This is a genomic window from Janthinobacterium sp. OK676 (assembly GCF_900103595.1).
GTDB lineage: Bacteria > Pseudomonadota > Gammaproteobacteria > Burkholderiales > Burkholderiaceae_D > Janthinobacterium.
In genome coordinates, this window is sequence record NZ_FNHA01000015.1 from 33,408 (window position 1) to 59,575 (window position 26,168).

Sequence of the window (26,168 nt, forward strand, 5' to 3'; positions counted from 1 at the left end):
CAGGAGTATGCTGCCGCCTTGCGCGGAGAAACACTCTGCTCCATGCCTACATTTTCTTGAAGATTGCATATCCCGTATGAGTATCCACGTATGAGCACTGGCACGACCGGAATCGAGTTAAAAACCCAACGCCGCAGCCTGGCTGAATTTGTCGAGCTGGTCTCGTCGATGCGCTTTGCCATCAGCCTGCTGACCCTGATCGCCATCGCTTCCATCATCGGCACCGTGCTCAAGCAGAACGAGCCCATGCCCAATTATGTGAACCAGTTCGGGCCGTTCTGGTTTGCCGTCTTTGACAAGCTGAGCCTGTACTCCGTGTATTCGGCCTGGTGGTTCCTCGTGATCATGGGTTTCCTCGTCGCCTCGACCTCGCTGTGCATCGTGCGCAATGCGCCGAAAATGCTCAAGGACATGCGCAGCTGGCGCGAAACTGTGCGCGAGCAATCCTTGCGCAATTTCCACCACAAGACGGAATGGCAGGCGCCGCTGCCGCGCGCCGTGCTGGCGCAGCAGATGGTGATGCGCCTGAAGGACGCCGGCTACCAGGCCAAGGTGGTCGAGAAGGACAATGCCACCCTGGTGGCCGCCAAGCGGGGCGCGGCCAATAAGTGGGGCTATATCTTTGCCCACGGCGCCATCGTCATCATCTGCGTGGGCGGCTTGCTCGATTCGGAAATGCCGATACGCGTGCAACAGTGGTTCTTTGGCAAGACGCCATTTGCGGGCAGCGGCGTGATCGCCGACATTCCCGCCCAGCACCGTTTGAGCCTGTCGAACCCTACTTTCCGCGGCAATACCATGATCCCGGAAGGCTCGTCGAGCAACACGGCCATCATTCCCCAGGCCGATGGCGTGCTGATCCAGGATTTGCCCATCACCATCCTGCTGAAAAAATTCCACATCGATTTCTACAGCACGGGCATGCCCAAGCTGTTCGCCAGCGATGTCGTCATTACCGATCATGAAACAGGGAAAAGTTTCCCAGCGACGATCAAAGTCAACCAGCCGTTGCTCTACAAGGGCCTGGCCCTGTACCAGTCCAGCTTTGAAGATGGCGGCAGCAAACTCAAGTTGACTGGCTACCCGATGGCGGGCAAGACGACGAAACGCTTCGATATCGGCGGCGAAGTGGGCGGCAGCACGCCGCTCGAGCGCAGTGATGGCAATTCCTACACGGTGGAATGGTCGGGTTTCCGTCCGTTTAACGTGGAAAACCTCAGCGCGGGCCAGGACGTGCGCGCCGTCAGCAAGGCGGAAAGTTTCAACGATAAATTTGCCGTTGGCCTCGATAAACGCCTCGGTTCGGCCGCAAAGAACGCGCATAACAAGGATCTCAAGAATGTCGGTCCTTCGGTGCAATACAAATTGCGCGACAAGACGGGCCAGGCGCGCGAATACCAGAACTACATGCAGCCCGTCACGGTCGATGGCACGACGGTGTTCCTGGCCGGCATGCGCATCAACCCCAGCGACCCGTTCAGCTATCTGCGCATTCCCGCCGATGACAATTACAGCGTGAACGAATGGATGCGCTTGCGTGCCGCGCTGCAAGATCCCGCACTGCGCCAGCAGGCGGCCGCCCGCTATGCGGCGCGCGCCATGCCGCAGGCGGGCGCGGAAGCCTTGCGCGGCCAGTTGCAGGAGTCGGCGGCGAAAAGCCTGGGCATCTTTGCCGGCAATGGACAAGAGGGCGGTTTCCTCGCCATTTCGCGTTTCTTGGAGAAAATTCCTGCCGCCGAGCAAGAAAAAGCGGCCGATATCTTCATGAAAATCCTCAACGGCAGCCTGTGGGACTTGTGGCAGGCGGCACGCGCCCAGGATGGCTTGAAAGCCATCGAGGCCGATGACAAGCATGGCCGCTTCCTGCAACTGGCCACGAATGCGCTGTCCGACAGCTTCTTCTATGGCGCGCCCGTGTACCTGCAGCTCGATGACTTCACGGAAATCAAGGCGTCCGTGCTGCAGGTGACGCGTTCGCCGGGCAAGAGCGTGGTCTACCTCGGTTGCCTGTTCCTCGTGATCGGCGTATTTTCCATGTTCTATATCCGCGAGCGCCGCCTGTGGGTTTGGATCAAGGATGGCGAGGGGGCGAGCGAGGCCTTGATGGCCATGAGCACGCAGCGCAAGACGCTGGATTTTGAAAAAGAATTTGAGACTTTGAAGGCAAAGCTGCCGCAATCGGCGTAAGCTGCGCTGAGTTGGATTGGCTGAGTTTCGGGGCGCTGCAGCGCCGCCGGGAATGGAGAAAATGATGGAATTGGCAAACAAGCAAATATATACGCAGGAACCAGGATTTTTCAAGCGCCTGAGCCTGATCGATTGGCTGTACGGCGCCGGCCTGCTGGCCGCTTCCCTGTTCGGCCTGATGCGCTTTGGCGCCTTCATGGATATCTATGAAAAAGCCATTCTGCTGGCCGCGGCGCCCACGTTCGCGTGGCTGGGCTGGCACTGGAAGCCCGTGCGCTGGCTGCTCCCGCTGGCCGCCGTGCTGTCGCTGTTCGCCATCGAGCTGTACAGCGGCCACCTGGACATGGCGAACCAGAAATTTTTCCTGAAATACATGTTGTCGAGCCAGTCCGCCATCCTGTGGATGGGCACCTTGTTCGTGCTGTCGACCCTGTTCTACTGGATCGGCCTCGTGGCGCGCTCGGAATTCGGTTCGTCCGTCGGCTCCCTGTTGTGCTGGGCCGGCGTCGTGCTGGGCCTGACTGGCATGCTGGTACGCTGGTACGAGTCTTACCTGATCGGCGCCGACGTTGGCCATATTCCCGTGTCGAACCTGTATGAAGTGTTCATCCTGTTTTCCCTGATCACGGCCATGTTCTACCTGTATTACGAGCAGCGTTACGCGACGCGCCAGCTGGGCGCCTTCGTCATGCTGGTCATCTCGGCGGCCGTCGTGTTCCTGATGTGGTACACGGTCACGCGCGACGCGGCCGAAATCCAGCCGCTGGTGCCGGCCCTGCAAAGCTGGTGGATGAAGATCCACGTGCCAGCCAACTTCATCGGTTACGGCACGTTCGCCCTGTCGGCCATGGTGGCGGCCGCCTACCTGCTCAAGTCAAGCGGCTACCTGGTCGACCGTTTGCCGTCGCTGGAAGTGCTTGACGACGTCATGTACAAGGCCATTTCCGTGGGCTTTGCTTTCTTCACGGTAGCGACCATCCTGGGCGCCCTGTGGGCGGCTGAAGCGTGGGGCGGCTATTGGTCGTGGGATCCGAAAGAGACGTGGGCGCTGATCGTCTGGCTCAACTATGCAGCCTGGCTGCACATGCGCCTGATGACGGGCTTGCGCGGCCGCGTCGCCTCGTGGTGGGCGCTGGTGGGCTTGCTGGTGACGACGTTCGCCTTCCTCGGCGTGAATATGTTCCTTTCAGGCTTGCATTCTTACGGCAAACTTTAATGACAGAAGCGTCATGAACGGCCCGGAAAAACTGGTGTAAGGTATATCCAATCACCTTTTTCCGGAGCCGCCATGTTGATCAAGCGCAGTCCCAACGGCATCGAGTTGCCGTATTCTTCCGAAATCACGCCGCGCGCCGTATTCGAATCGCGCCGCAGCTTCATCAGGCAAGTAGCGCTGGGGTCGATCTCCGGCGCGGCCTTGCTGGAAATGGCCAGCCGCGAAGCGTTCGCGCAAGGCTCCAATCCCAAGCTGGCCGCCAAGCTCAATCCCGCCTATTCCGCGCTGGACAAGCAGACGGCGTATAAAGACGCCACCAGCTACAACAATTTCTACGAATTTGGCACCGACAAGAGCGACCCGGCGCAGAACGCGGGCACCTTGCGCACGCGGCCGTGGACGGTCAGCATCGAAGGCGAAGTCAAGAAGCCGATGACCCTGGACCTCGATGCCTTGCTGAAACTGGCGCCGCTGGAAGAGCGCGTCTACCGCTTGCGCTGCGTGGAAGGTTGGTCGATGGTCATCCCGTGGGTCGGTTATTCCTTCTCGGAAATCATCAAGAAAGTGGAGCCGACGGGCAATGCCAAGTACGTGGAATTCATCACCCTGGCCGACAAGAAGCAGATGCCGGGTGTCGGCAGCCGCGTGTTGCAGTGGCCCTATACGGAAGGCTTGCGCATCGATGAGGCGAACCATCCGCTGGCGCTGCTGACCCTGGGCATGTATGGCGAAACCTTGCCGAACCAGAACGGCGCGCCCGTGCGCATGGTCTTGCCGTGGAAATACGGTTTCAAGTCAGCCAAATCCATCGTCAAGATCCGTTTCGTCAAGGAACAGCCGCGTACCTCGTGGAATCTGTCGGCGCCGTCCGAATATGGTTTTTACTCGAACGTGAACCCGAACGTCGACCATCCGCGCTGGTCGCAAGCTTCCGAGCGGCGCATCGGCGAAGACGGTTTTCTCGCGCGCAAGCGCAAGACCCTGATGTTCAATGGCTACAACGATGTCGCTTCCCTGTACGCGGGCATGGATCTGAAGAAGTTTTTTTAAGGAAAGACCATGGTCCTCAATCCCACAGCCAGGCAGTTGTCGCTGCTGAAAAGCCTGATCTTCTTGCTGGCGCTGCTGCCGTTCGCACGCATGGTCTGGCTGACCTACACGGGGCAACTGGTGGAGCCGCTGGAATTCATCACGCGCGGCACGGGCGACTGGACCCTGTATTTCCTGTGCATCAGCCTGGCGGTCACGCCCTTGCGGCGACTCACGCAGTGGAATTGGCTGATCAAGCTGCGACGCATGCTGGGCCTGTTCGCGTTTTTCTACGCGGCGCTGCACTTCACGACCTTTTTATGGTTCGATCACTTTTTTGATGTGCAGGAAATGTGGAAGGATGTGCTCAAGCGGCCATTCATCACGGTGGGTTTTATTGCTTTCGTGCTGCTGATTCCGCTGGCCGTAACGAGCACGAATGGCATGGTCAAGCGCCTAGGGGGCAAGCGCTGGCAATGGCTGCACCGGCTGATTTACCTCATCGCGCCGCTGGGCATCTTGCACTTTTGGTGGATGAAGGCGGGCAAGAATAATTTTGCGCAACCGATCCTGTTCGGCAGCATCGTCGCGCTATTGCTGCTAATACGCGTTTATTTCGCCTGGAGCAAGCGCGAGAAAAGCACCAGGGCGGCCAAGGCTGCCACCCCGGTACGCTCGACTTAGGTTGCCGGCACGATCACCGGTGGCGGCGGCACGGGCGCCGGTTCGACGGGGCCTTTGGCTGGCGCACCCTTGGCCGCTGGCGGCTTGGGCAGGTACAAAGGACCGGGCTGGCCGCAGCCGGCCAGGATGCTAGAAACCACAATGGCGGTGCCGATATAAAACGCTGAGGATGACTTCACGATTAGAATCACGGTTTGATTAAGATCTTTGGAGTGTAGCATGAGCGAATCGGAATTCCTGGCCCTGGCCGAAGCCACCCTGACCCAGATCGAGGCGGCGCTGGACCGGCTGAACGATGAAGACGTGCTCGACGTCGAATGCAGCCGCAGCGGCAATGTGCTGGAAATCGAATTCATCGATAACGGCACGAAAATCATCGTCAACAGCCAAGCCCCCATGCGCGAAATGTGGGTGGCCGCCCGTTCCGGCGGTTTCCATTACAAGCGCGTGGACGACGAATGGCGCAATACGCGCGACGGCTCGGAACTGTTTGCGGCCCTGTCGGCCATGGCCAGCGAGCAGGCGGGTGCGACTGTGGTGTTGAAATAATCCTGTCAGCCGCATGCAATAAAAAAGGGCAGCCCGCATGGGCTGCCCTTTTTTATTGCTGAAACGTAGGTCGGATTAGCGCGCAAGCGCGTAATCCGACAACATTGTTAGCGCCGGGGTGGTGTCGGATTACGCGCCTTCGCCGCTAATCCGACCTACCCGATCCCCGAAATTGCCGTCAGAACAGCTCGTTCTTCACGGCTTCTTTCGCCTTTTCTTCCTCCGGCGTGCCGCGCGCCGCGCCTTCCAGGCTGCCTACGCCCGTGCCCGGTGGATTTTCAGCATAGTAATACTCGTCGCCGACGTGGATCAGGCCTTCCGGCACGGCACGTTCCTCGACGGGGATGCTCTTCAGGGCTTTCGCCATGTAGTTGATCCAGATCGGCAAGGCCAGGCCGCCGCCCGTTTCCCGGTTGCCCAGGTTGCGCGGCTGGTCGTAGCCGATCCAGGCGATGCCCACCAGCTTGGCCTGGTAACCGGCGAACCATGCATCGATGGAATCGTTGGTCGTACCCGTCTTGCCGGCCAGGTCAGGGCGCTTCAAGGCCATGGCCTTGTTCGCCGTGCCGAAGCGCACGACGTCGTTGAGCATGCTGTTCATCATGAAGGCGTTGCGTTCGTCGATGACCCGGTTGGCTTCCTCGCCCGCCAGGTCCGGCTTGGCTTGCGACAAGACATTGCCGTCGCTATCGGTCACCTTGGCGATCAGGTACGGGTTGATCTTGTAGCCGCCGTTGGCGAACACGGCGTAGGCACCCGCCATCTGCAGCGGCGTCACGTTGCCGGCGCCCAGGGCCAGGGTCAGGTACGGTGGATTCTTGTCCGCGTCAAAGCCGAAGCGCGTCGCGTATTCCTGGCCATACTTGGCGCCGATCTTGTGCAGGATGCGGATGGAAATCATGTTCTTCGATTTCATCAGGCCCTTGCGCATGGTCATCGGACCGTCGTATTTGCTGTCGTAGTTCTTCGGTTCCCACGCCTGGCCGCCCGTCTGGCCCGCATCGAACGAGATGGGCGCATCGTTGATGATGGTGGCCGGCGACAGGCCCCGTTCCAGCGAAGCGGAATAGATGAAGGGCTTGAAGGCGGAACCGGGCTGGCGCCACGCCTGCGTGACGTGGTTGAACTTGTTGCGGTTGTAATCGAAGCCGCCCACCATGGCGCGGATGGCGCCGTCGGTCGTGCTGGCCGAGACGAACGCCGATTGCACTTCCGGCATCTGCGTGAGGACCCACGCGTTGCCTTCCTGCATGACGCGGATCACGGCGCCGCGCTTGATGCGGCGGTTCGGCGCCGCTTTTTCCGACAACCACGCCGCGCCGAAGGTCAGGGCAGGGCCCGTGATCGTGATTTCCTCGCCGGCCGAGGTGACGGCCTGGATGGACTTGGGCGATGCCTGCAGCACCATGGCGGCGATGATGTCGTCGCTGTCCGGATGGTCGGCCAGTTCCGTCTCGATCGCATCGTCCGCTTCAGCCTTGGTTTTCGGAATCTCGATATACGCTTCCGGACCGCGGTAGCCGTGGCGTTTCTCGTAATCCATCACGCCCTTGCGCAAGGCGATGTAGGCGGCGTCCTGGTCGGCCTTGGTGATGGTCGTGTAGACGTTCAGGCCGCGCGTATAGGTGTCTTCCTTGAATTGCTCGTAGACGAGCTGGCGCGCCATTTCCGACACGTATTCCGCGTGCACGCCAAAGGCGCTGCTGTCGGTTTTCACTTTCAGCTCTTCATTCTTTGCTTCTTCGTACTGCGCCGGCGTGATGTAGCCCAGTTGCGCCATGCGCTGCAGGATGTATTGCTGGCGCATGCGCGCGCGTTTCGGATTGACGACGGGGTTGTAGGCTGACGGCGCTTTCGGCAAGCCGGCCAGCATGGCCGCTTCGGCCACGGTGAGGTCCTGGATATTCTTGCCGAAATAGATTTGCGCGGCCGAGGCGAAGCCGTAGGCGCGCTGACCCAGATAGATCTGGTTCATATAGACTTCGAGAATCTGGTCCTTGCTGAGGTTTTTCTCGATCTTCCAGGCCAGCAAGACTTCATACGCCTTGCGTTTCAAGGTCTGTTCGCTGGACAGGAAGAAATTGCGCGCCACCTGCTGCGTGATGGTCGAGGCGCCTTGCTTGGCGCCGCCCGTTAGGTTGTGCAGGGCCGCGCGCGTGATGCCCAGGTAATCGACGCCGCCATGTTCATAGAAGCGGTCATCTTCGATGGCCAGCACGGCTTTTTTCATGACATCGGGAATATCCTTGATGTGCACCATGTTGCGCCGCTCTTCGCCGAACTCGCCGATCAGCACGCTGTCGGAGGTGAAAATCCGCAGCGGCATTTTCGGCTTGTAATCGGTCAGGGTATCGAGCGCCGGCAGGTTCGGATACGCCATGGCCAGGCCGAATACCACCAGCAGCACGCCGACGACGCCCAGGCCCAGGAACGATACCAGGGCCATCAGCAGAAAGCGTTTGGGTTTGCTGCCCTTCTGGGGCGGTTTCGAGCCAGCGTTGCCGGCGGAGGATGAAGATGTCATGCGTGTCATGTCTTTCAGTAAATTTATGCCGGTCAATTATAAGCGAGCTTGCCGGGGTGGCAGCGCGCCGTGGCGCTTGCCGGGGAAGAGTGTCGAAACTTGCCGTTACTCTATATAAGCGTGTATTGGCCCGCTGGCAACCAGGATTTGGTAACAATTATTCTGTGCCAGATCACGGCCTCGCCAGATAGGCGCCACGCGCCGCAGGCACCAGCGTGAAATCCGTTTACAAGCCGGCGCCGCCGGGACTAGGCTTTCTGGTGACAGGTCCCCCTTCCACGCTGACGTTTCTCTATGAAAAACATGTCTATCAGCAGTTTTCTTGGCACCGGCTTGCTGGGCGTTGACATGGCGGACGATGCCGTGCGCGTGGTCGAGTTGATACGGAGGCGGGGCAAACTGTCGTGCCGGCATTGCGGCAGCGCCGCGCTGCCCGCAGGCGTGATGCTTGAAGGCAATATCGAAGATATGCAGAGCCTGGCCGATGTCGTGCGCCAGGCCCATCGCGACAGTGGCAGCGGCTGCACCCGCGTGGCGCTGGCCATGCCGGCCACGGCCCTCATCACGCATGCGATCCGCCTGCCCGCCGGATTGCCGGAGGAACAGCTGGAAATCCTCGTGGAGCTGGAAGCGGCGCAATACATGCCGTTTGCGCTGGAAGACGCCAGCCTCGATTTTGTCATGCTCGGCCCCGCGCCGCCGCTTGCAGGCCAGACCGGCAGCGAGATCGACGTGCTGCTGGTGGCGGCGCGGCGCGCCAGCGTGCAGCGCCGTCTCGATGCGGCCAGGGCGGCCGGGCTGACGCCTGTTGTCATGGATAGCGAGGCGCTGGCCTTGCAGGCGGCGCTCGCGCAGAGCGGCTGGCAAGCCTTGCCCGACGGCGGCCTGAGCTACCAATTGGCCTGGGGCCTGGCCTTGCACCGGTACGCCCGATGAAGGCCGTGGCGGAAGTGCGGCGCATCAACCTTTTGCCCTATCGCCAGGCGGCACGCCGCAGGCATATTGAGCTGCTGCTGTGGCAACTGGCCGGCGGGGCGCTATTGGGATTGCTGCTGGCCCTGGCGTCGGGCGCCTGGCTGCAACGGCAGCTCGACGCGCAACTGCGCCGCCAGGAAGGCTGGCGTAATGCCATGCAGCACGTCAATGCCGTCCTCGCCTCTGGCAAGCGGGTGCAGGGCGAGACAGCGGCGCTGCTGCTGCGCCAGCAGGCCATTGCTAGTTTGCAAGAGCAACGCAATGCCTGGGTGCGCATGCTGGCGCTGCTGGCCCGGGCGACGCCGGCCGGCGTGGCCTTGCACAGTGTGCGCCAAGAAACGGCAATGGTGCGCCTGCAAGGGCAGGCCGTGTCGCAGGACAAGGTCGCGGCATTGCTGCTGGCGCTCGAGCAGGCCGCACCCTGGTCCCGTCCGGAGGTGCTGGAAGTGCGCGGCGCGGCCGATGGCGCCGTGGAATGGACGATACGGCTGGCCTTGGCACCCGCTGGGCAATCTTAGTCGTGGAGGTTGATCATGCTGAGCTTGAAAACCGCGTCGCTGTGGCCGCTCCCGGCGCGCCTCGCTTGCGCCGCCCTGGCCGGCATGCTGGCGGCCGCGTTGCTGCACGTCGTGTGGCTGGCTGGATTGATGGCTGCCGTGCAGCTGGCGCAAGGCGAGGAGGCCCGTCTGCGTGCCGATTATCTGGCGGCGCAGGCCAGGGCGAGCCAGTTGCCCCAGTGGCGCGCGCAGCAGCGCCAGGCGGGCGCCGAGCTGGCCCTGCTGGAACAGCAACTGCCCGACCAGCAAGCGATGGCGGCACTGTTGACGGACATTAACGCCGCAGGCCAGTCGCGCGGCCTGCAATTTTCACTGTTCAAGCCAGGCGCGGCCCGGCCGCAAGTGCCGTACGTCGCCTTGCCGATCACCATACAGTTGCGCGGCGGCTATCACGCCATGGGCGCGCTGCTGGCGGACCTGGCGCGCCTGCCGCGCATCGTCACCGTGCATGCACTGGCCCTGACCCTCGGCAAGGACCGCTTGCTGACCCTCGATGCCGTGCTGCAAGCGTATCGCTTGCCCGAAGCGGGGGAGCTGGCGGCGCAAGCGGCATTGGCGCCCAAGGCGGGCGCGCCCGCAGTGACACCAATTTGGCGTCCGCTTGCCGCTGTCGCGCCGTATCCCTACGAGGCCGTCGCCCTGGCCGATCCATTTAATGCCTTGCCGCCAGCGCCTGCGCCCGGTCCGCGGGGAAGCGTGGCGGGGCCCGACCCGCGCCGCATGCGCGAAGCGCTGGAAAGCGTGGCCTTGCCTGCCATCAGCATGGTCGGCAGCGTGCAGCAGGACGGGCGCCTGAGCGCATTGTTGCTGGCGGGCCAGCGCGTGTACCGGGTGGCGGTGGGGCAGTACTTGGGGCAAGACCACGGTGTGGTGACGGACATCAGTGAACAGGCAGTGCAGTATCGCGAACTGTTGCGCGAGGCGGATGGTCCCTGGCGCGAGCGGCGCGGCAGCCTGGCCTTGCAGGTGGCGGGGGCGAGTCCGAAGACCAGCCTGCCCGAGGCGGCGCCATGAGGCCGCGCCGCATGCTTTTGGCCGCCATGCTGTGCCTGCACGCCAGCGGCCTGGCCCAGGAAGCCGTGGTGAACGTGACGGCGCCACGGCTGTATGCGGGCGACAAAATCTCCGTCGATTTCCAGAACGTGGGCGTGCGTGCGGCCCTGCACATCCTGGCCGATGCATCGGGGCAAAACATCATCGCCAGCGACAGCGTGGCGGGCAATGTCACCGTGCGCCTGCGCGACTTGCCGTGGGACCAGGCGCTCGACGTGCTGCTGCAGGCCAAGGGCCTGGACATGCGGCGCAACGGCAGCGTGCTGTGGATCGCGCCGCGCGAAGAAATCCTCGCGCGCGAAAAGCTGGAGCTGGAACAGCGCGCGCAGATCGCGGAACTGGAACCGTTACAGTCTGCCATCTTCCAGCTCAATTACCAGAAGGCCGAAGCGTTTCGAACCGTGTTCGGCCTCGGTGCGGGGGAAGGGCGCAGCCGGCTGCTGTCGCGCCGTGGCAGCGTGCTGATCGAGCCGCGCACGAATCAACTGTTCATCACCGACGTGCCGGCGCGCCTGGAACAGATCCGCCAGCTGATCGCCAGGACGGATATTCCAACGCGCCAAGTGATGATCGAGGCGCGCATCGTCGAGGCGAACGACAGCTTCAGCCGCAATCTGGGCGCGCGCCTGGGTTTTACGGACCAGCGCCTGGCGGCAGGCCAGCAGCCCGGTTTTTCCCTGGGCGGCAGCGGACGCCGCGCGGCCGTCGGCGGCAGTTACCAAGGCGTGGGCGAGGCGACGGGGCAAGCCGTGGCCGGCAGCGGCGCCTTCGTGCCGAACACGCAATTCGTCAACTTGCCGGCCGCCAGCATCAATGGCCTGCAGTCGGCCAGCTTCGCCCTGAGCCTGTTTTCGGCGGCCGCCAACCGTTTCCTGAACCTGGAATTGTCCGCGCTGGAAGCCGATGGCAGGGGCAAGATCATTTCCAGCCCCCGCGTGGTGACGGCCGACAAGGTGCTGGCACTGATCGAGCAGGGCATCGAGCTGCCCTACCAGGTGGCCACCAGCAGCGGCGCCACGTCGATCACGTTTCGCAAGGCGAATCTGCGCCTGGAAGTGACGCCGCAGATCACGCCGGACGGCAACGTGGTGCTGGAAGTGGACGTCAACAAGGATAGCGTGGGCCAGGAAACCCGTTCCGGTTTCGCCATCGACACCAAGCACGTGCGCACGCAAGTGATGGTGGAAGATGGCGGCACGGTGGTGCTGGGTGGCATTTATCAGCAATCCGAACGGGGCACGGATAGCAAGGTTCCTCTACTTGGCGACATCCCCGTGCTCGGTGTTTTTTTCCGCAGCACGGGCCGCAGTCAAGAAAAAACGGAACTGATGGTGTTTATTACGCCGAAAATAGTGGCAGATCGGCCAGCAACACGTTAATGTCACATCTTTACGTTTAAGTAACAATGCACACGAAAGCGGACTGATGGCGACTATGCGGAATGTATCTTGGGGCAACACTTATTGGAGCCGGGTATCGAATTGGCTGGTTTTGCTGGCGCTGGGCGCCTTGCTGGCCGCGTGTGGCGGCGGTGGCGGCGACCCGACCCTGGGTGTCAAGGATGGCGCGAATGCAGGCGTCGGCAGCGTGGTACTGGTTGCTGGCGCAACAACGATTGTGGCATCGGGCGCGGACGGCACGGAAGTCGTGCTGACGGCAGTGGTGAAAAATGCCGGCAATAATGCCATGACAGGCCAGACGGTGACCTTCACCGCCAGTTCCGGCACCATCAGCAATACCAACCGCGTGACGGACGCGAATGGCACGGTGACGGAAAAACTCAGCGTGAAAGGCGATGCGAGCTTGCGCGACATCACCATCAAGGCCAGCAGCGGCGGCGTCGAATCGGCCCCCGTGGTGGTGAAAGTGGTGCCCGTCACCTCCGGCATTGCCAGCTTGCTGCTGACGTCTTCCGGTGGCACCCTGGCGTCGTCGGGTGGTACCGCCGTCAACGTGATCGCCTTTGTCAAAGACGCCAACAATGCCGTCGTGCCCAATGCCAGCGTGACATTCAGCGCCGATTCGGGTGCGCTGGGCGCCACGAGCGTCACGACCAATACACAGGGCCAGGCGCTGGTCAGCCTGAATACGGGCGGCGACGCCAGCTTGCGCACGATCAAGGTGACGGCCAGCGCAGGCGCGCAGACGGCCAGCACGGACATTGGCGTCAGCGGCACCCGGCTGGTCATCAGTGCCTTTTCGACGGTGAACCTCAAGACGAACACCGACATGGTGGTCAAGCTGGTCGATTCGAGCGGCAATCCCCTCGTTGGCAAGCCGGTGACCTTCAGCGCCCGCAGCAATGCCATCACGGTCAAGGGCGGCGGCACCAGTCCCGCGCTGACCGATAACAACGGCCAACTGGTGTTGAGCTACAACGCTCAGGCGGGCAGCAGCGACAGCATCAGCGTCAAGGCGCAGGGTGACAGCGTCGTGTTGCCAATCGCAATAAATGCATCGAATTTCACAATCAATGCCGTATCGGGTGGCAATGTGGCGTTGGCTACCTTGAACACGAACACCTGCTATGCGGTGACGGTCCATAGCGATGTGGCTGGCGTGCCACAAACGGGCAATGTGCGTTTCAGTACGTCGCGCGGCGCCATTTACCAGGATGCCGCTTGCGGCACGCCATTGCAGGCGCCGCTGGCGCTGGTGGGCGGCAATGCCATTGCCTACGTACAAGCCAGCGGCGCCGGCCCGACCGCCCTCACGGCGAAGTACGAAGACAGCGGCGTCTCGGTGCAGTCGGAAGTGGAGTTCGTTGCGCCATTGACGGCCCAGGCCGCGATCAGCCTGCAAGCCGACCCGGCCGTCATCGGTGCCAATACGGCCGGCAGCACCGCGCAGCGCAGCGCCTTGCGCGCCATCGTGCGCGATGGCACGGCGGAAAACAATCTGGTCAAGAATGCACAGGTGAGCTTCTCGATCCAGGCCGACGCCAGCAATGGCTCCCTGAGTTCGCCTTCGCTGGTCGCCACCGACAGCGATGGCGTGGCCACGGTCAGCTACATCGCGGGACAGGGCACCACCGGTGTCGATGGTGTCGTTGTCAAAGCGCAACTGCAGGGTGTGTCGAGCAATGCGGCCACGGTCAAGCTGACGGTGACGAAAAAATCGCTGTTCATCAGTGCCGGCAGCGGCAATACGCTCGACGCCACCGACAGCAGCACCTACCGCAAGACGTATAGCGTGTTTGTGACGGATGCCGCCGGCAATCCCGTACCTGACGTGATCATCACGGCCGCGGCCTGGCCCCGCTATTATTACAAGGGTTATCTGCAGTATTCCCCGGCTGCCGAGTCGTGGATAGCCGTGAGGACGGCGAATGCCTGTGACAATGAGGACAGGGATCGCAGCGGCACCTTTAATCTGAACAACGACTTCAACCATAATGGCCGTCTCGACCCCGGCATTCCGCTCAATTTGTCGACCGGCGGCAAGACCGACAGCTCGGGAACGGCGATCATCACCCTGACTTATCCGCGCGACAGGGCCAACTGGCTGGACGTCGAATTGACGATTCGTGGCAACAGTTCCGGGACGGAGGCAACTTATGTCGGTTACACTTTGCTTCCGGGGCTGGCCACGGACTTTAACCGCGTGGGTGTTTCACCTCCAGGCATCATTAGTCCGTATGGGCAAGCCACTGATTGTCGCAATCCAAATTAACTGTCGCAGCACATGCAAAATCTGTTTTTAGTAGGCCTCATGGGCGCAGGCAAAACCACGATCGGGCGCATCCTGGCCCGCAAGCTGGGCCTGCGCTTTGTCGATTCCGACCACGAAATCGAGGCGCGCACGGGAGCGACCATCCCGTGGATCTTCGAAATCGAGGGGGAGGCCAGCTTTCGCCGGCGCGAGGCCGAGGTCATCCGCGACCTGAGCGCCCAGGAAGGCATCGTCATGGCCACGGGCGGCGGCGCCATCCTCAATGCCGACAGCCGCGCCTACCTGAAGGAGCGGGGCACGGTCGTGTATCTGCGCGCCAGCGTCAGCAACATCCTCGCGCGCACCAGCCACGACAAGAACCGCCCCCTGCTGCAGACGGCCGACCCGCGCAGGAAGCTCGAAGAGCTGACGGCGCAGCGCGAGCCCCATTACATGGAAGTGGCCGACATTGTGATCGACACGGGCCGTCCTAACGTACAATCGATGGTCCAGACCATCCTGATGCAGCTGGCCAGTCTCGAATGCGAGGCTTCGCCCAACTGCGTCATTCATGCAGAGCCTTCGATGAACGAGCAATCCAAAATGTTGTTGAGCGTAGACCTCGACGAACGCAGCTATCCGATCGCCATCGGTCCCGGCCTCTTGGCCGACGCCGACGCGCTGCTGCGCCATATCAGCGGCCACAAGGTGGCCATCGTCACCAATACCACCGTCGCGCCGCTGTACCTGGGCCGCCTGCAGGCGGCGCTGGCCAGCGATGGCCGCGAAGTGATCAGCATCGTCCTGCCGGACGGTGAGGAATACAAAAACTGGGCCAGCCTGATGCAGATCTTCGACGCGCTGCTGGCCAACAAATGCGACCGCAAGACCACCCTGGTGGCGCTGGGCGGCGGCGTGATCGGCGACCTGACCGGTTATGCGGCCGCGAGCTACATGCGCGGCATCGGCTTCGTGCAGGTGCCGACCACCCTGCTGGCGCAGGTCGATTCCTCCGTCGGCGGCAAGACGGGCATCAACCACCCGCTGGGCAAGAACATGATCGGCGCCTTCTACCAGCCGCGCGCCGTGATCGCCGACACCTCGACCCTGGAAACCCTGCCGGCGCGCGAGCTGTCGGCCGGCCTGGCCGAAGTGATCAAGCATGGCGCCATCATCGATGCGGCTTTCTTCGACTGGATCGAGGCGAACATGGCCAAGCTGATGGCGCGCGACAAGGGCGCCCTCGCGTATGCGATCGCCCGCTCGTGCGAAATCAAGGCCGACGTGGTGCGCCAGGACGAGCGCGAAGGCGGCTTGCGCGCCATCCTGAATTTCGGCCACACCTTCGGCCATGCCATCGAGGCGGGCCTGGGCTACGGTCACTGGCTGCATGGCGAAGCCGTCGGCTGCGGCATGGTCATGGCGGCCGACCTGTCGTGCCGCATGGGTTATATCGACCAGGCAGCCGTCGAGCGCGTGCGCAAGCTCGTCGCCGCCGCCGGCCTGCCCGTCAAGGCGCCGGACCTCGGTGTCGACCGCTGGCTGGAATTGATGGAGGTCGACAAGAAGAACGAGGGCGGCGCCATCAAGTTCATCCTCTTGCAACCGCTGGGCAGCCCGAACATCACGTCCGCGCCCCACGAACTGGTGCTGGCCACCCTGGCCGCCGGAGTGCAATAACATGCTGCCGGAAGACTTCCTTGCCCCCTATGCGGCCCATTCGGCACAGGGCCAGGGACGTCGCTTTGCCGAGGCGCCGCACGCCTCGCGCAGCCAGTTCCAGCGCGACCGCGACCGCATCATTCACTCCTCGGCCTTCCGCCGCCTCGAATACAAGACCCAGGTTTTCCTCAACCACGAAGGAGACCTGTTCCGCACGCGCCTGACGCACAGCCTGGAAGTGGCGCAAGTGGGGCGTTCGATTGCGCGCAACCTGCGGCTGAACGAAGACCTGGTCGAAGCCATCGCGCTCGCGCACGACCTGGGCCACACGCCGTTCGGCCACGTGGGCCAGGACGTGCTCAATGAATGCATGCAGGAGCACGGCGGCTTCGAGCACAATCTGCAAAGCCTGCGCATGGTTGACACGCTGGAAGAGCACTACGGCGCCTTCGATGGCTTGAACCTGATGTTCGAGACGCGCGAAGGTATCCTGAAACACTGCTCGCTGACGCATGCGCGCGAACTCGGTCCCGTTGCCCAGCGCTTCATCGATCGCACGCAACCGACCCTGGAAGCGCAGCTGACCAACCTGGCCGATGAAATCGCCTACAACAGCCACGATATCGACGACGGCCTGCGTTCCGGCCTGATCACCATCGCCCAGCTGGAAGAGGTGGAATTCTTCGGCCGCCTGTGGCGCGACGTGCAGCAGGCGTTCCCGGGCCTGTCGGGCCGGCGCGCCATCTATGAAACGCTGCGCCGCCTGATCACGGCCCTGGCCGACGATCTGATCGTCACCTCGACCGGCCTGATTGCCGATGCCGCGCCGCGTGATGTGAACGAAGTGCGCGCCAGTGCCCCGCTGATCCGTTTTTCGGACGCCATGCGCAAGGACGCGACGGAGCTGAAACGCTTCTTGCGGGCGAACCTGTATCGTCACTACCAGGTCAACCGCATGCGCGTGAAAGCGAGCCGCATCGTGCGCGAACTGTACGACAGCTTCATGGCCGAGCCGGCCCTGCTACCGCCCGACTACCAGCTCAAGGATGGCGACGTCACGCAGCAGGCGCGCAAGATCGCCGACTACATCGCCGGCATGACGGACCGCTACGCGATCCGCGAGCACCGCCGGTTGTATTCGCTCGACGAGCTGTAACGGTCACTGCGGGCACCGATCTACCCCTTGGGATGAATTGTCAACGTAGGTCGGATTAGGCCGCAGGCCGTAATCCGACAACATTGTTGGCGCGGCCCCAATACTCCGCATTGCCGATCCTGTCAATCGGCATGATCATCTAGGTCCCCACCTGATCACCCCAATACCCCCGCGGCACCTTCTTTTCTATCATGGCAGCAAGTCAACAAGGGCTTGCTGCCCATCGTCAAGGAGAGTGTCATGATTGAATCGCGCCGCAGTTTCTTGCGCGCCTTGCCAGCCGTAACCATCGGGGCGGCCATCGCGCCGCTGCCCGGCAAGGCGGCCACCAAGGGCGAAGGCGGCCAGCGCTGGGCGATGGTGGTCGACGTGCAGAAGTGCATCGGCTGCCAGGCTTGCACGGTCTCCTGCATCATGGAAAACGCCGTGCCGGAAAACAGCTTCCGCACCGTCGTCTCCACCTATGAAGTCAAGGAAGAAAACCGCTGCGGCACCTACATGCTGCCGCGCCTGTGCAACCACTGCGCCAATCCGCCCTGTATTCCCGTCTGTCCCGTGGGCGCCACCTTCCAGCGCAAGGATGGCGTCGTCGTCGTCGATGGCGACCGCTGCGTGGGCTGCGCCTACTGCGTGCAGGCGTGTCCGTACGACGCGCGCTTCATCAACCACGAAACGGGCAAGGCCGACAAATGCACGTTCTGCGCACACCGCGTCGACGAAGGCTTGCTGCCGGCCTGCGTGGAAACCTGCGTGGGCGGCGCGCGCATCTTCGGCGACCTCAATGATCGGGAAAGCCTGGTCCATCAGCTGCTGACCGAGAACAAGGTGAAGGTGCTCAAACCCGAGCAGGGCACCCAGCCCCATGTGTTCTACCTGGGACTGGACACGCGCTTCGCCGGCCACGTCGAGGGCGAAGCGACTCTTTGGCAACCGAGCAAACACGGGAAATAAACCATGGACAGCCACATCACCGAAATTGTCAACGTCACGCGCGAAGCGGCATGGCTGCCGTGGGCGGTGCAGTATTTTTTCCTCATCGGCCTCAGTTACGGCAGCTTCATGCTGACCCTGCCGTACTTCGTTTTCGGCCGCAAGGCGTATGAACGCCTGGGGCGCATCGCGCTGCTGGCTTCCCTCGTGTGCGGCATGACGGCGCCCGTGGCGCTGCTGGCCGACTTGCACGGGCCGGGCCGCTTCTACCACTTCTACATTTACTTCCAGCCGCAGTCGTGGATGTCGTGGGGCTCGTTCTTCATTCCCCTCTACCTGGGCTGTCTGATGCTGTACGCGTGGCTGGCGCTGCGCGTGGACTTCGCCACGCGGGGACAGGGCCAGGACCGCCTGGCTTTTGCCTATCGCCTGCTGGGACGCGGCGGCGCCGCATCGCGCAAGGCCATCGTCAGCGCCGCCGCCTTCACCTTGCTGGCCGCCTTCGTTGTGGGCCTGTACACGGGCATGGAAGTGATGGTGGTGCGCGCTCGTCCCCTGTGGTTTACGCCCTTCCTGCCGGCGCAATTTGCGGCCACGGCCTTTGTCGGCGCGGTGGGCCTGGCGCTGCTGTTCAACCGTTTCCTGCCTGGCCGCGACCAGGCCCTGGAAGTGTCCTTGAACCGCGCGCTGGCCCTGTCGCTGGCGCTGGTGCTGGCCCTGGGCGGCGGCTGGCTGTTCGTGAGTCTCTCCGGCGTGAGCGCCAGCCACAGCATGGCGTTCACCCAGGTGGCCGGCATGCCGCAATGGCAGTTCACGGCCGTCTGGGCCGTGCTGTCGGCCATCGTGCCGATGGCGCTGGCCATCTGGCGTCCGGCCACGAGTGGCCTGGTCAACGGCCTGATCGCGCTGCATAGCGCCTGGATGATGCGCTGGACGATATTCATCGGCGGCCAGACGATCCCGAAAACGGGCGCGGGCCTGTATGACTACCACCTGCCGATGGGGAACGACGGCTTGATGGGGATTATCGGCACGGCCGGCCTGTGGATCGCGCTGCTGTTGCTGATGCTGGAATTTTTGCCATGGGCCGGACGCGTCGTCGCTGCACGCAACCGTTCCGCCATGGCCACGCACTGAGGAGTCAAAAATGAACGATCAAACACACAATGGCGTCCCCGAAGATGACAATGAAAAACGCCGCAAGCTGCTGCGCTATGGCGCCATCGGCGGCGGGCTGGCCGCGTTTGCCGCCAGCTTTTCCACGACGGCCGGCCGCATGGTCGACCACGCGCTGGGCAAAGACAAGCCTGTGCAGAAACTGCACGGCAATTCGCTGCCGCCCGAGTTTTCCGTCGACACGGCCACGGGCAAGTTGACCGTCAATCCGGACCAGCAAGTCAGCTACACCATGTGCATGGGCTGCACCACGTTTTGCGGCGTGCGCGTGCGCCTCGATAAAAAAAGCGGCAAGGTCTTGCGCGTGGCGGGCAATCCGTACAGCCCCCTGTCGGCCGACCCGGCGCTGCCATACCAGACCTCGATGCGCGACAGCTTCGTCTCCCTGTCGCGCTTCCAGGAAAAGGGCTTGAAGGGCCGCTCGACGGCTTGCGGCCGCGGCAACGGCGTGCTGGAACAGATGGAGTCGCCGTTCCGCGTGCTGGCGCCCATGAAGCGCGTGGGACCGCGCGGCGGCGGCCAGTGGGAACCGATCGCTTTCGATCAACTGGTCAAGGAAGTGACGGAAGGCGGCGACCTGTTTGGCGAAGGCCACGTGCAGGGCTTGCGCGCCTTGCGCGAGCTGGAAAAACCGATCGATCCGGCACAGCCGGAACTGGGGCCGCAAGTGAACCAGGTGGGCCTGATGTGCAGCACCGACGATGGCCGCCTGGCGTTCGGCACGCGTTTTTTCAAGCAGTCTTATGGCAGTCTGAACCTGGTCAACCACGGCTCGTATTGCGGCGGCGCCTACCGCAGCGGTTCGGGCGCCATGTTCGGCGACATGAAGAAAATGCCGCACGCGAAAGTGGACCTGGAAAACACGGAATTCTGCATTTTCGTCGGCACGGCGCCGGGCAACGCGGGCAACCCGTTCAAGCGCCAGGGTACCCTGATCGCCAAGGCCCGTTCGGGCAAGCGCGAATTCAGCTACGTCGTCGTCGATCCCGTGCTGACGAACGCGGACAGCCTGGCGGCGGGCGACCGCAGCCGCTGGGTGCCGATCAAGCCGGGCACGGACGGCGCGCTGGCCATGGCCATGATACGCTGGATCATCGAGCATGAACGCTATGACCGCAACTTCCTCGTGCAGCCGAACCTGAAGGTGGCGGAAGCGGCGGGCGAAGCCGCCTGGTGCAACGCCACGCATCTGATCATCAACGAAAAGGGCCATCCGCGCGATGGCCGCTACCTGCGCGCGTCCGACATCGGCGCGGTGGAACTGGCGGAAGAAGAGCGCTACAAGGATGGCGACGCCTTCTGCGTGATCGACGCCGCCACGCAAGCGATCGTGCCGCACAGCGCGGCCAAGGGCGAGGCGCGGCTGTTCTTCGATGGCCCGCTGGACGTGGCCGGTGCACCATTGCACCTGAAGACGGCGATGACGATGCTCAACGAGGAAGCGCAGCGCCACAGCATGGAGGAATACGCAAGCGCCTGCGGCATCGGGCTCGACATCATCGAAGGCCTGGCGCAGGAACTGACCAGTCACGGCAAGCGCGCCGCCGTCAATGCGCACGGCGGCATGATGTCGGGCGCGGGATTTTATAACGCGTACGCGCTGGTCATGCTCAATACCCTGATCGGCAATTTGAACCGCAAGGGCGGTACCCTCGTCAATGGCGGCAGCTTCAAGGATGCGGGACCCGGTCCGCGCTACAACCTCGAGAGTTTCGACGGCGAGATCAAGGCGGCCGGCATGCCGATCGGACGCAATGTGCCGTATGAAAAAACCTCGGAATTCAAGCTGAAGAAAGAAGCGGGCAAGGCCTATCCGGCCAGGGCGCCGTGGTATCCGAACGCGCCCGCGCTGGCCACGGAATGGCTGACCAGCGCCATGAACGGCTACCCGTACACCTTGAAGGCGCTGATACTGTGGAGCTGCAATCCCGTCTACGGCATCACGGGATTGCGCGCGCAGATCGGCAAGGAACTGGCCGATCCGAAGAAGATTCCCCTGATCGTCGCCATCGACCCCTTCATCAATGAAAGCTCGGCGTTTGCCGACTATCTGCTGCCCGACACCTTGCTGTATGAAAGCTGGGGCTGGGCCGGCGCCTGGGGCGGCATGCCCGTCAAAATGAGCACGGCGCGCTGGCCCGTGGTCGAGCCGCGCGTGCAAAAGACGCCGGACGGCCAGACCATCTGCATGGAATCGTTCTTCATCGCGCTGGCCAAAACGATGGACTTGCCCGGCTTTGGCCCGGAAGCCCTGCAAGACATGGATGGCCAGCGCTTCCCCCTGCAGCGGGCGGAAGACTGGTATCTGCGCGGTGGTGCCAACATCGCGTGGCAGGGAAAAACGTCCGTGCCTGACGCGAGCGACGACGATATCGAGCTGTCCGGCGTGGCCCGCATCCGCCCCGAACTGGAACGCACCTTGAAGCCGGAAGAGTGGCGCAAGGTGGCCTTCATGCTGGCGCGGGGAGGGCGCTACCAGAGCTATGGCGAAATGTTCGGCCTGCGCCTGCCGCCGCCCGCGAATGCCAAGGCGCCCGCTGCTGCCGTGCCGGTGATCGACGAGACGCCGTATCCGCAGGACTGGTCCACGCACCGTTATTTAAAACCTATGATGCTGTACAACGAGGGCCTGGGCGTGAGCAAGAACAGCTTGAGCGGCAAGCGTTTTCCCGGTACGCCCGCGTGGAGAGTGGCGGCGTTTGCCGACGGTACGCCCGTACGTAAAACCTATCCGGCCAGCGAATGGCCGTTCGAACTGATCAGTTTTAAATCGGCGCTGCAAAACTCGTACAGCATCGGCGCGCGGCGCTTGCGCGGCATCCATCCGGACAACCCCGTCGCCGTGCACCCCGACGATGCTGCCCGCTTGAAGCTGAAAAATGGCGACGTGATTTACCTGGAAACGCCGGGCGGCAAGGCCAGGGCGACGGTGATGCTGCGCCACGGCGTGCAGCGCGGCGTGATCGCCGTCGAACACGGTTTCGGCCACAAGGAGCACGGTGCGCGCCCCCACCGCATCGGCAAGCTGCGCCAGCCCGACGAACCGGCCATCGGCGCGGGCATCAACCTGAACGACCTGGGGCTGACGGACCCGAGCCGCGGCGACAAGAACGTGTTTGTCGATCCCGTTTCTGGCACGGCTGTGCGGCAGGGGCTGCCGGCGCGGATCGTGCGGACTTAGATTTGTCCACTAGTTGGTAGGTCGGATTAGCGTAGCGTAATCCGACAGACAGCCTAAATCGCCCCACCCGCCATCAGCAGCCGGGCCACCTCGGCTGCCGAATGCAGGCCCAGTTTTTCCATCGTGTTATGGCGGTGCACCTGCACCGTCTTGTCGCTGATGCCCAGTTCGCGGGCGATGACTTTCGACGCTTTGCCTTCGGCCATCAAGAGCGCCACTTCGCGTTCGCGCGCCGTCAATGTCGCCAGTGCTGCCTGTGCCGTATTGGTGCTGGCGGCGCTGCGGCCCTCTTCCACGCTGCGGGCCACGGCGCGCGAGACGGCGTCCAGCAGCACCTGGTCCTTGCACGGTTTTTCCAGAAAGTCGCAGGCGCCCGCCTTCATCGTTTGCACGGCCATGGCCAGGTCGCCGTGACCGCTGAGAAAAATCACGGGCAGCGCAATCGCGTGGCGCGCCAGCTCCTGCTGCAGTTCCAGTCCGCTCATCAAGGGCATGCGCACGTCGAGCAACAAACAGCCCGGGGCATGGCCGTCGTAGCGCTGCAGGAAATCGCGCGCCGATTCAAAAGTCTGCACTTGCCAGCCGGCCGAATCGAACAGATAGGCCAGCGAGCGGCGCATGGCGGCATCGTCGTCGACGACAAAGATGATCGCATCGCTTTCATTCATGGTGTTTCCTTGTTTGCTTCCATGCCGCTATCTTCGGGCAGGCGGAACCAGACCGTCAAGCCTGGCGCATCAGCGTTGGCGTGCGCCGACAGGCTGCCGCCGAACGATTCGATGATGCTTTTGCTGAGTGACATGCCCAGTCCCAGGCCTTCGGCTTTGGTGGTAAAGAACGGTTCGAACAATCGCGCCATCTGCGCTGTCGGCAGGCCGCATCCCGCGTCGCGCACGGCTACCATGCAGGCGCCGTTTTCGCGGTGCAGCAGCACGCCGATCGGCTGCTGCGGATTGCCGTTTTCCACCTGCGCATCGAGCGCATTTTTCAGCAGATTGAGCAGCACCTGCTGCACTTGCTGCGGGTCGGCCAGCACGCGCGGCGCAAACCTGGCGCCGTCGTGGTTCCAGCTGATATGGGCGTGTGGGTGGGCCGCGCGGAACAGCGATACGGCTTGCTCCACGGCGCCGGCCAGGGCGAAGGGCGTGCTGTGCGCGGGGCGCTTTTGCGCCATCGCGCGGATGTGGCGGATGATGGCGCCTGCGCGTTCGCTTTGCGTGGCGATTTCCTGCGCGCCGTCGAGCAGCGGCGCCGCGTCGAGCCGGCCCGCCGTGATGCGGCGCGCCATGCCGCGCGCGAAATTGCCGATGGCCGCCAGCGGCTGGTTCAATTCGTGCGCGATGGCGCTGGCCATCTCGCCCAGGATGGCCAGGCGCGCCGTGTGGTCGAGCGTGGCCTGGCGCTGGCGCGCCTGTTCTTCCAGCGCGCGCTGCTGGTGCTGGGCCGCGCGCAATTGCTCCGTGCGCCGGCTGACCAGGTATTCCACGCGCACCGTATGCACGGCCCAGGCGACCAGCAGGGACAGCACCAGCAGCATCCAGCCCCAGTAGCGGCGCAGCGCCGTCTCGAACGTCAGCTTGTCCAGATAGGCGTAGGGACCGATGCGCAGGTCGCGGAACAGTTCATCGACGATCTGATAATCGCTGGGCACCGTCCAGCTGTAGCCTTCGCTGGTGCGCGGCATGGCCAGCAGGGCTTGCGCCACTTTTTTTGCCAGCGCGGGCGGCGTCTGGCGCAGGGCCACGAAGGGCCAGTCCGGATACAGCCGCGACGAGCTGGCGCAGCGAAAGCCGGGAATCGGGCGCGTGGTGATCACGCGCAGTTCCTCGGCGCGCACTTCGCCGCGCGCCACCATCTGTTCGAGCAGGCAAGTGCGCACGATGCCCGCATCCATGCGTCCGGCCCGTACGGCGTCGACGATCTGCTGCGAGGGAAAACCGCTGTAGCGCAGGCTGGCAAAATCGTGCGCGGGATCGACACCCGCTTCGCGCAGTTCGCGCGCGGCGATCTGGTAGCCGCCAAAGGCGTCGGGCGCCACGGCCATCACATTCTTGCCCGCCAGGTCGGCCAGGTCATGCAAGGGCGACGCGCTGCGCACGACGATGGCCGAACCGATGGCCTGGCGCGGCGAGTCCGTCCACGGCGACTCCAGCGTGGCGATGCGGCTGGCGCCGTCGCTGTGTTCGAGCGCCACGTAATGACCGCTGCTGGTGATGGCGAAGGTGATCGTTTGCGACTGCACGGCGCGCGTCAGGCCCGCCTGGTCGTAGTCGGCCAGGATGAAACGGATGCCGGGTATGCTGGCCTGCAGGTGGCGCGTCACGTAAGACCAGTCCTGCTGCACGGCGTCGCCGCCCTTGTAGGCCAGCACGCCAATGCGGACCTCTGGCAGTGCGTCATCCGCTTGCGCGCCGTGCAGACACAGCGCCGCCAGCGCGAACAGTAAAAAACGCACTAGAACATGCTGCGCTGTGCCGAACGCGCATCGCCGAACAGGTCCAGCAGCAGTTTCTTGATCGGTGCGGGCAGTGGCGCGTCCGCGATTTTCGCGCCGTCGTACCAGACGTGCGTCGCTTCCCCGGCCAGTGCCAGACGGCGCGCCAGCGTGATGCGGCAGGGGACGATGTGCAGCTTGTAGTGAGTGAAGACGTGCGCGATGGGCAGCAGCCGTTCCTGCGATTCGATCTCGCCGAACGGCGCCACGGCGCGCGCCAGCGCATCCTGGTCGATGGCACGGGGAGAGTCTGCATCGGCCAGCACGTGGCCATCGAGTTCGGGCAGGGACAGCAAGCCGCCCCAGATGCCCGAGCCGGGACGCTGTTCCAGCAGCACCTGGCCATCGTCGATGATGACGAGCATGACGGCGTGTTTTTCCGGGCTGGTTTTCTTCGGTTTGCGCACAGGCAGATCCTTGGTGCGGCCGGTGGCGTAGGCCACGCAGCGCGGCTGCAAGGGGCAGCGGCCGCAATCGGGGCTGCTGCGCGTGCACAGGGTGGCGCCGAAGTCCATCAGGCCCTGCGTGTAGGCTTCGATGCCGGTTTCCGGCAGCAGTGCTTCGGCGCGGCGCCACATGGCTTCCTCGACCCGTTTTTCGCCGGGATAGGCATCGATGCCGAAGGTGCGCGCGAATACGCGCTTGACGTTGCCGTCCATGATGGCCGCGCGCGTGCCGCTGGAAAACGCGGAGATGGCGGCCGCCGTCGAACGGCCGATGCCGGGCAGCTCGGCCAGCAGGGCCGGATCGCTGGGGAACACGCCGTCGTATTCGGCCACCACGCGCTGCGCGCACTTGTGCAGGTTGCGCGCCCGCGTGTAGTAACCGAGGCCGCTCCACTGCGCCATCACGTCTTCCACCGGGGCTGCCGCCAGATCGCGCAGGGTGGGGAAGCGTTCGAGAAAGCGCGCGTAGTAGCCGAGTACGGCCGTGACCTGCGTTTGCTGCAGCATGATTTCGGACAGCCAGATCAGGTAGGCGTCGCGCGTGTTTTGCCATGGCAGCGCGTGGCGGCCGTGCTGCTTTTGCCAGGCGATGACGGTGGCGGAAAAAGTCGGGTCGACGTAATCTTCCAAAGGTGCCGCGCCCGTGGCGGGCGAGAGCGGATGCAGCAGACGTTTCATGCAGGGTTCCAGTGTTCTGT

General features: G+C 63.3%; 19 protein-coding genes and 1 pseudogene. 15 read left to right on the forward strand and 5 right to left on the reverse strand.

Annotated elements, in window-relative coordinates; translation table 11 throughout:
• Window positions 1-90: 90 nt before the first annotated feature.
• From BLU39_RS24910 to BLU39_RS24925, 4 genes are all read left to right on the forward strand, one after another.
• On the forward strand, window positions 91-2,187 hold the full coding sequence (locus tag BLU39_RS24910) for a cytochrome c biogenesis protein ResB (RefSeq protein WP_092718283.1): 2,097 nt from the start codon (window positions 91-93) through the stop codon (window positions 2,185-2,187).
• Between the two features lie 64 nt (window positions 2,188-2,251).
• On the forward strand, window positions 2,252-3,403 hold the full coding sequence (ccsB, locus tag BLU39_RS24915; RefSeq protein WP_092718286.1) for a c-type cytochrome biogenesis protein CcsB: 1,152 nt from the start codon (window positions 2,252-2,254) through the stop codon (window positions 3,401-3,403).
• A 72-nt stretch (window positions 3,404-3,475) separates the two neighbouring features.
• The gene (gene msrP, locus BLU39_RS24920; RefSeq protein WP_092718289.1) at window positions 3,476-4,453 is read left to right on the forward strand and encodes a protein-methionine-sulfoxide reductase catalytic subunit MsrP; all 978 of its coding nucleotides are present in this window, start codon (window positions 3,476-3,478) and stop codon (window positions 4,451-4,453) included.
• Window positions 4,454-4,462: 9 nt separating this feature from the next.
• Complete coding sequence (locus BLU39_RS24925) at window positions 4,463-5,116, forward strand: protein-methionine-sulfoxide reductase heme-binding subunit MsrQ (RefSeq protein WP_092718291.1); 654 nt, start codon at window positions 4,463-4,465, stop codon at window positions 5,114-5,116.
• On the opposite strand, the gene BLU39_RS24930 is transcribed toward BLU39_RS24925, so the two are convergent.
• Entirely contained in the window at window positions 5,113-5,295 is a 183-nt protein-coding gene (locus BLU39_RS24930; RefSeq protein WP_092718293.1) for an LPS translocon maturation chaperone LptM, read from the reverse strand. The genes BLU39_RS24925 and BLU39_RS24930 overlap by 4 nt on opposite strands.
• A 40-nt stretch (window positions 5,296-5,335) precedes the next feature.
• Here BLU39_RS24930 and cyaY point away from each other — a divergent pair, with 40 nt between their 5' ends.
• Window positions 5,336-5,665 (forward strand): iron donor protein CyaY, encoded by a 330-nt coding sequence (gene cyaY / locus BLU39_RS24935; protein ID WP_092718296.1) that lies wholly within the window; start codon window positions 5,336-5,338, stop codon window positions 5,663-5,665.
• A gap of 178 nt (window positions 5,666-5,843) precedes the next feature.
• Here cyaY and BLU39_RS24940 read toward each other — a convergent pair whose 3' ends face one another.
• Entirely contained in the window at window positions 5,844-8,189 is a 2,346-nt protein-coding gene (locus BLU39_RS24940; protein WP_092718298.1) for a penicillin-binding protein 1A, read from the reverse strand.
• Between the two features lie 303 nt (window positions 8,190-8,492).
• Here BLU39_RS24940 and pilM point away from each other — a divergent pair, with 303 nt between their 5' ends.
• From pilM to BLU39_RS24990, 10 genes and pseudogenes are all read left to right on the forward strand, one after another.
• Complete coding sequence (pilM, locus tag BLU39_RS24945) at window positions 8,493-9,125, forward strand: type IV pilus biogenesis protein PilM (protein WP_175539412.1); 633 nt, start codon at window positions 8,493-8,495, stop codon at window positions 9,123-9,125.
• Window positions 9,122-9,682, forward strand: a complete 561-nt coding sequence (locus tag BLU39_RS24950) for a PilN domain-containing protein (RefSeq protein WP_092718304.1) — start codon at window positions 9,122-9,124, stop codon at window positions 9,680-9,682. Before pilM ends, BLU39_RS24950 begins: the two co-directional genes overlap by 4 nt.
• A 15-nt stretch (window positions 9,683-9,697) precedes the next feature.
• On the forward strand, window positions 9,698-10,735 hold the full coding sequence (locus tag BLU39_RS24955) for a pilus assembly protein PilP (RefSeq protein ID WP_092718308.1): 1,038 nt from the start codon (window positions 9,698-9,700) through the stop codon (window positions 10,733-10,735).
• An 86-nt stretch (window positions 10,736-10,821) separates the two neighbouring features.
• A pseudogene (locus tag BLU39_RS24960) lies at window positions 10,822-12,153 on the forward strand (type IV pilus secretin PilQ); the annotation flags it as partial.
• A gap of 55 nt (window positions 12,154-12,208) precedes the next feature.
• Window positions 12,209-14,446, forward strand: a complete 2,238-nt coding sequence (locus BLU39_RS24965) for a beta strand repeat-containing protein (protein ID WP_232731279.1) — start codon at window positions 12,209-12,211, stop codon at window positions 14,444-14,446.
• A gap of 12 nt (window positions 14,447-14,458) precedes the next feature.
• Complete coding sequence (gene aroKB / locus BLU39_RS24970) at window positions 14,459-16,105, forward strand: bifunctional shikimate kinase/3-dehydroquinate synthase AroKB (RefSeq protein WP_092718317.1); 1,647 nt, start codon at window positions 14,459-14,461, stop codon at window positions 16,103-16,105.
• 1 nt (window position 16,106) lies between these two features.
• On the forward strand, window positions 16,107-17,243 hold the full coding sequence (locus BLU39_RS24975; protein WP_092718319.1) for a deoxyguanosinetriphosphate triphosphohydrolase: 1,137 nt from the start codon (window positions 16,107-16,109) through the stop codon (window positions 17,241-17,243).
• 240 nt (window positions 17,244-17,483) lie between these two features.
• Window positions 17,484-18,194, forward strand: coding sequence for a sulfate reduction electron transfer complex DsrMKJOP subunit DsrO (dsrO, locus tag BLU39_RS24980; protein ID WP_092718322.1), 711 nt, complete (start codon window positions 17,484-17,486; stop codon window positions 18,192-18,194).
• A 3-nt stretch (window positions 18,195-18,197) separates the two neighbouring features.
• Window positions 18,198-19,310 carry an NrfD/PsrC family molybdoenzyme membrane anchor subunit gene (gene nrfD / locus BLU39_RS24985; protein WP_092718325.1) on the forward strand — a complete coding sequence of 371 codons (1,113 nt, stop codon included), beginning with the start codon at window positions 18,198-18,200 and terminating at the stop codon, window positions 19,308-19,310.
• A 10-nt stretch (window positions 19,311-19,320) separates the two neighbouring features.
• Window positions 19,321-22,530 carry a molybdopterin dinucleotide binding domain-containing protein gene (locus tag BLU39_RS24990; protein ID WP_092718328.1) on the forward strand — a complete coding sequence of 1,070 codons (3,210 nt, stop codon included), beginning with the start codon at window positions 19,321-19,323 and terminating at the stop codon, window positions 22,528-22,530.
• A gap of 53 nt (window positions 22,531-22,583) precedes the next feature.
• Here BLU39_RS24990 and BLU39_RS24995 read toward each other — a convergent pair whose 3' ends face one another.
• From BLU39_RS24995 to mutY, 3 genes are read right to left on the reverse strand one after another with little or no spacing between them, the layout of a single operon-like run.
• Window positions 22,584-23,198 (reverse strand): response regulator transcription factor, encoded by a 615-nt coding sequence (locus BLU39_RS24995; RefSeq protein ID WP_092718330.1) that lies wholly within the window; start codon window positions 23,196-23,198, stop codon window positions 22,584-22,586.
• Window positions 23,195-24,985, reverse strand: a complete 1,791-nt coding sequence (locus BLU39_RS25000) for a sensor histidine kinase (RefSeq protein WP_175539413.1) — start codon at window positions 24,983-24,985, stop codon at window positions 23,195-23,197. Before BLU39_RS25000 ends, BLU39_RS24995 begins: the two co-directional genes overlap by 4 nt.
• Window positions 24,985-26,148 carry an A/G-specific adenine glycosylase gene (gene mutY, locus BLU39_RS25005; protein ID WP_092718336.1) on the reverse strand — a complete coding sequence of 388 codons (1,164 nt, stop codon included), beginning with the start codon at window positions 26,146-26,148 and terminating at the stop codon, window positions 24,985-24,987. The genes BLU39_RS25000 and mutY overlap by 1 nt, the downstream gene beginning before the upstream one ends.
• Window positions 26,149-26,168: the final 20 nt, after the last annotated feature.

Coding starts and splice junctions, on each gene's coding strand:
- BLU39_RS24940 (WP_092718298.1), bottom strand. CDS start 8,189: ATGACATCTTCATCCTCCGCCGGCAACGCTGGCTCGAAACCGCCCCAG.
- BLU39_RS24925 (WP_092718291.1), top strand. CDS start 4,463: ATGGTCCTCAATCCCACAGCCAGGCAGTTGTCGCTGCTGAAAAGCCTG.
- mutY (WP_092718336.1), bottom strand. CDS start 26,148: ATGAAACGTCTGCTGCATCCGCTCTCGCCCGCCACGGGCGCGGCACCT.
- BLU39_RS24955 (WP_092718308.1), top strand. CDS start 9,698: ATGCTGAGCTTGAAAACCGCGTCGCTGTGGCCGCTCCCGGCGCGCCTC.
- BLU39_RS24910 (WP_092718283.1), top strand. CDS start 91: ATGAGCACTGGCACGACCGGAATCGAGTTAAAAACCCAACGCCGCAGC.
- msrP (WP_092718289.1), top strand. CDS start 3,476: ATGTTGATCAAGCGCAGTCCCAACGGCATCGAGTTGCCGTATTCTTCC.
- cyaY (WP_092718296.1), top strand. CDS start 5,336: ATGAGCGAATCGGAATTCCTGGCCCTGGCCGAAGCCACCCTGACCCAG.
- aroKB (WP_092718317.1), top strand. CDS start 14,459: ATGCAAAATCTGTTTTTAGTAGGCCTCATGGGCGCAGGCAAAACCACG.
- BLU39_RS24990 (WP_092718328.1), top strand. CDS start 19,321: ATGAACGATCAAACACACAATGGCGTCCCCGAAGATGACAATGAAAAA.
- nrfD (WP_092718325.1), top strand. CDS start 18,198: ATGGACAGCCACATCACCGAAATTGTCAACGTCACGCGCGAAGCGGCA.
- pilM (WP_175539412.1), top strand. CDS start 8,493: ATGTCTATCAGCAGTTTTCTTGGCACCGGCTTGCTGGGCGTTGACATG.
- BLU39_RS24995 (WP_092718330.1), bottom strand. CDS start 23,198: ATGAATGAAAGCGATGCGATCATCTTTGTCGTCGACGACGATGCCGCC.
- BLU39_RS24950 (WP_092718304.1), top strand. CDS start 9,122: ATGAAGGCCGTGGCGGAAGTGCGGCGCATCAACCTTTTGCCCTATCGC.
- BLU39_RS24975 (WP_092718319.1), top strand. CDS start 16,107: ATGCTGCCGGAAGACTTCCTTGCCCCCTATGCGGCCCATTCGGCACAG.
- BLU39_RS24965 (WP_232731279.1), top strand. CDS start 12,209: ATGCGGAATGTATCTTGGGGCAACACTTATTGGAGCCGGGTATCGAAT.
- dsrO (WP_092718322.1), top strand. CDS start 17,484: ATGATTGAATCGCGCCGCAGTTTCTTGCGCGCCTTGCCAGCCGTAACC.
- ccsB (WP_092718286.1), top strand. CDS start 2,252: ATGGAATTGGCAAACAAGCAAATATATACGCAGGAACCAGGATTTTTC.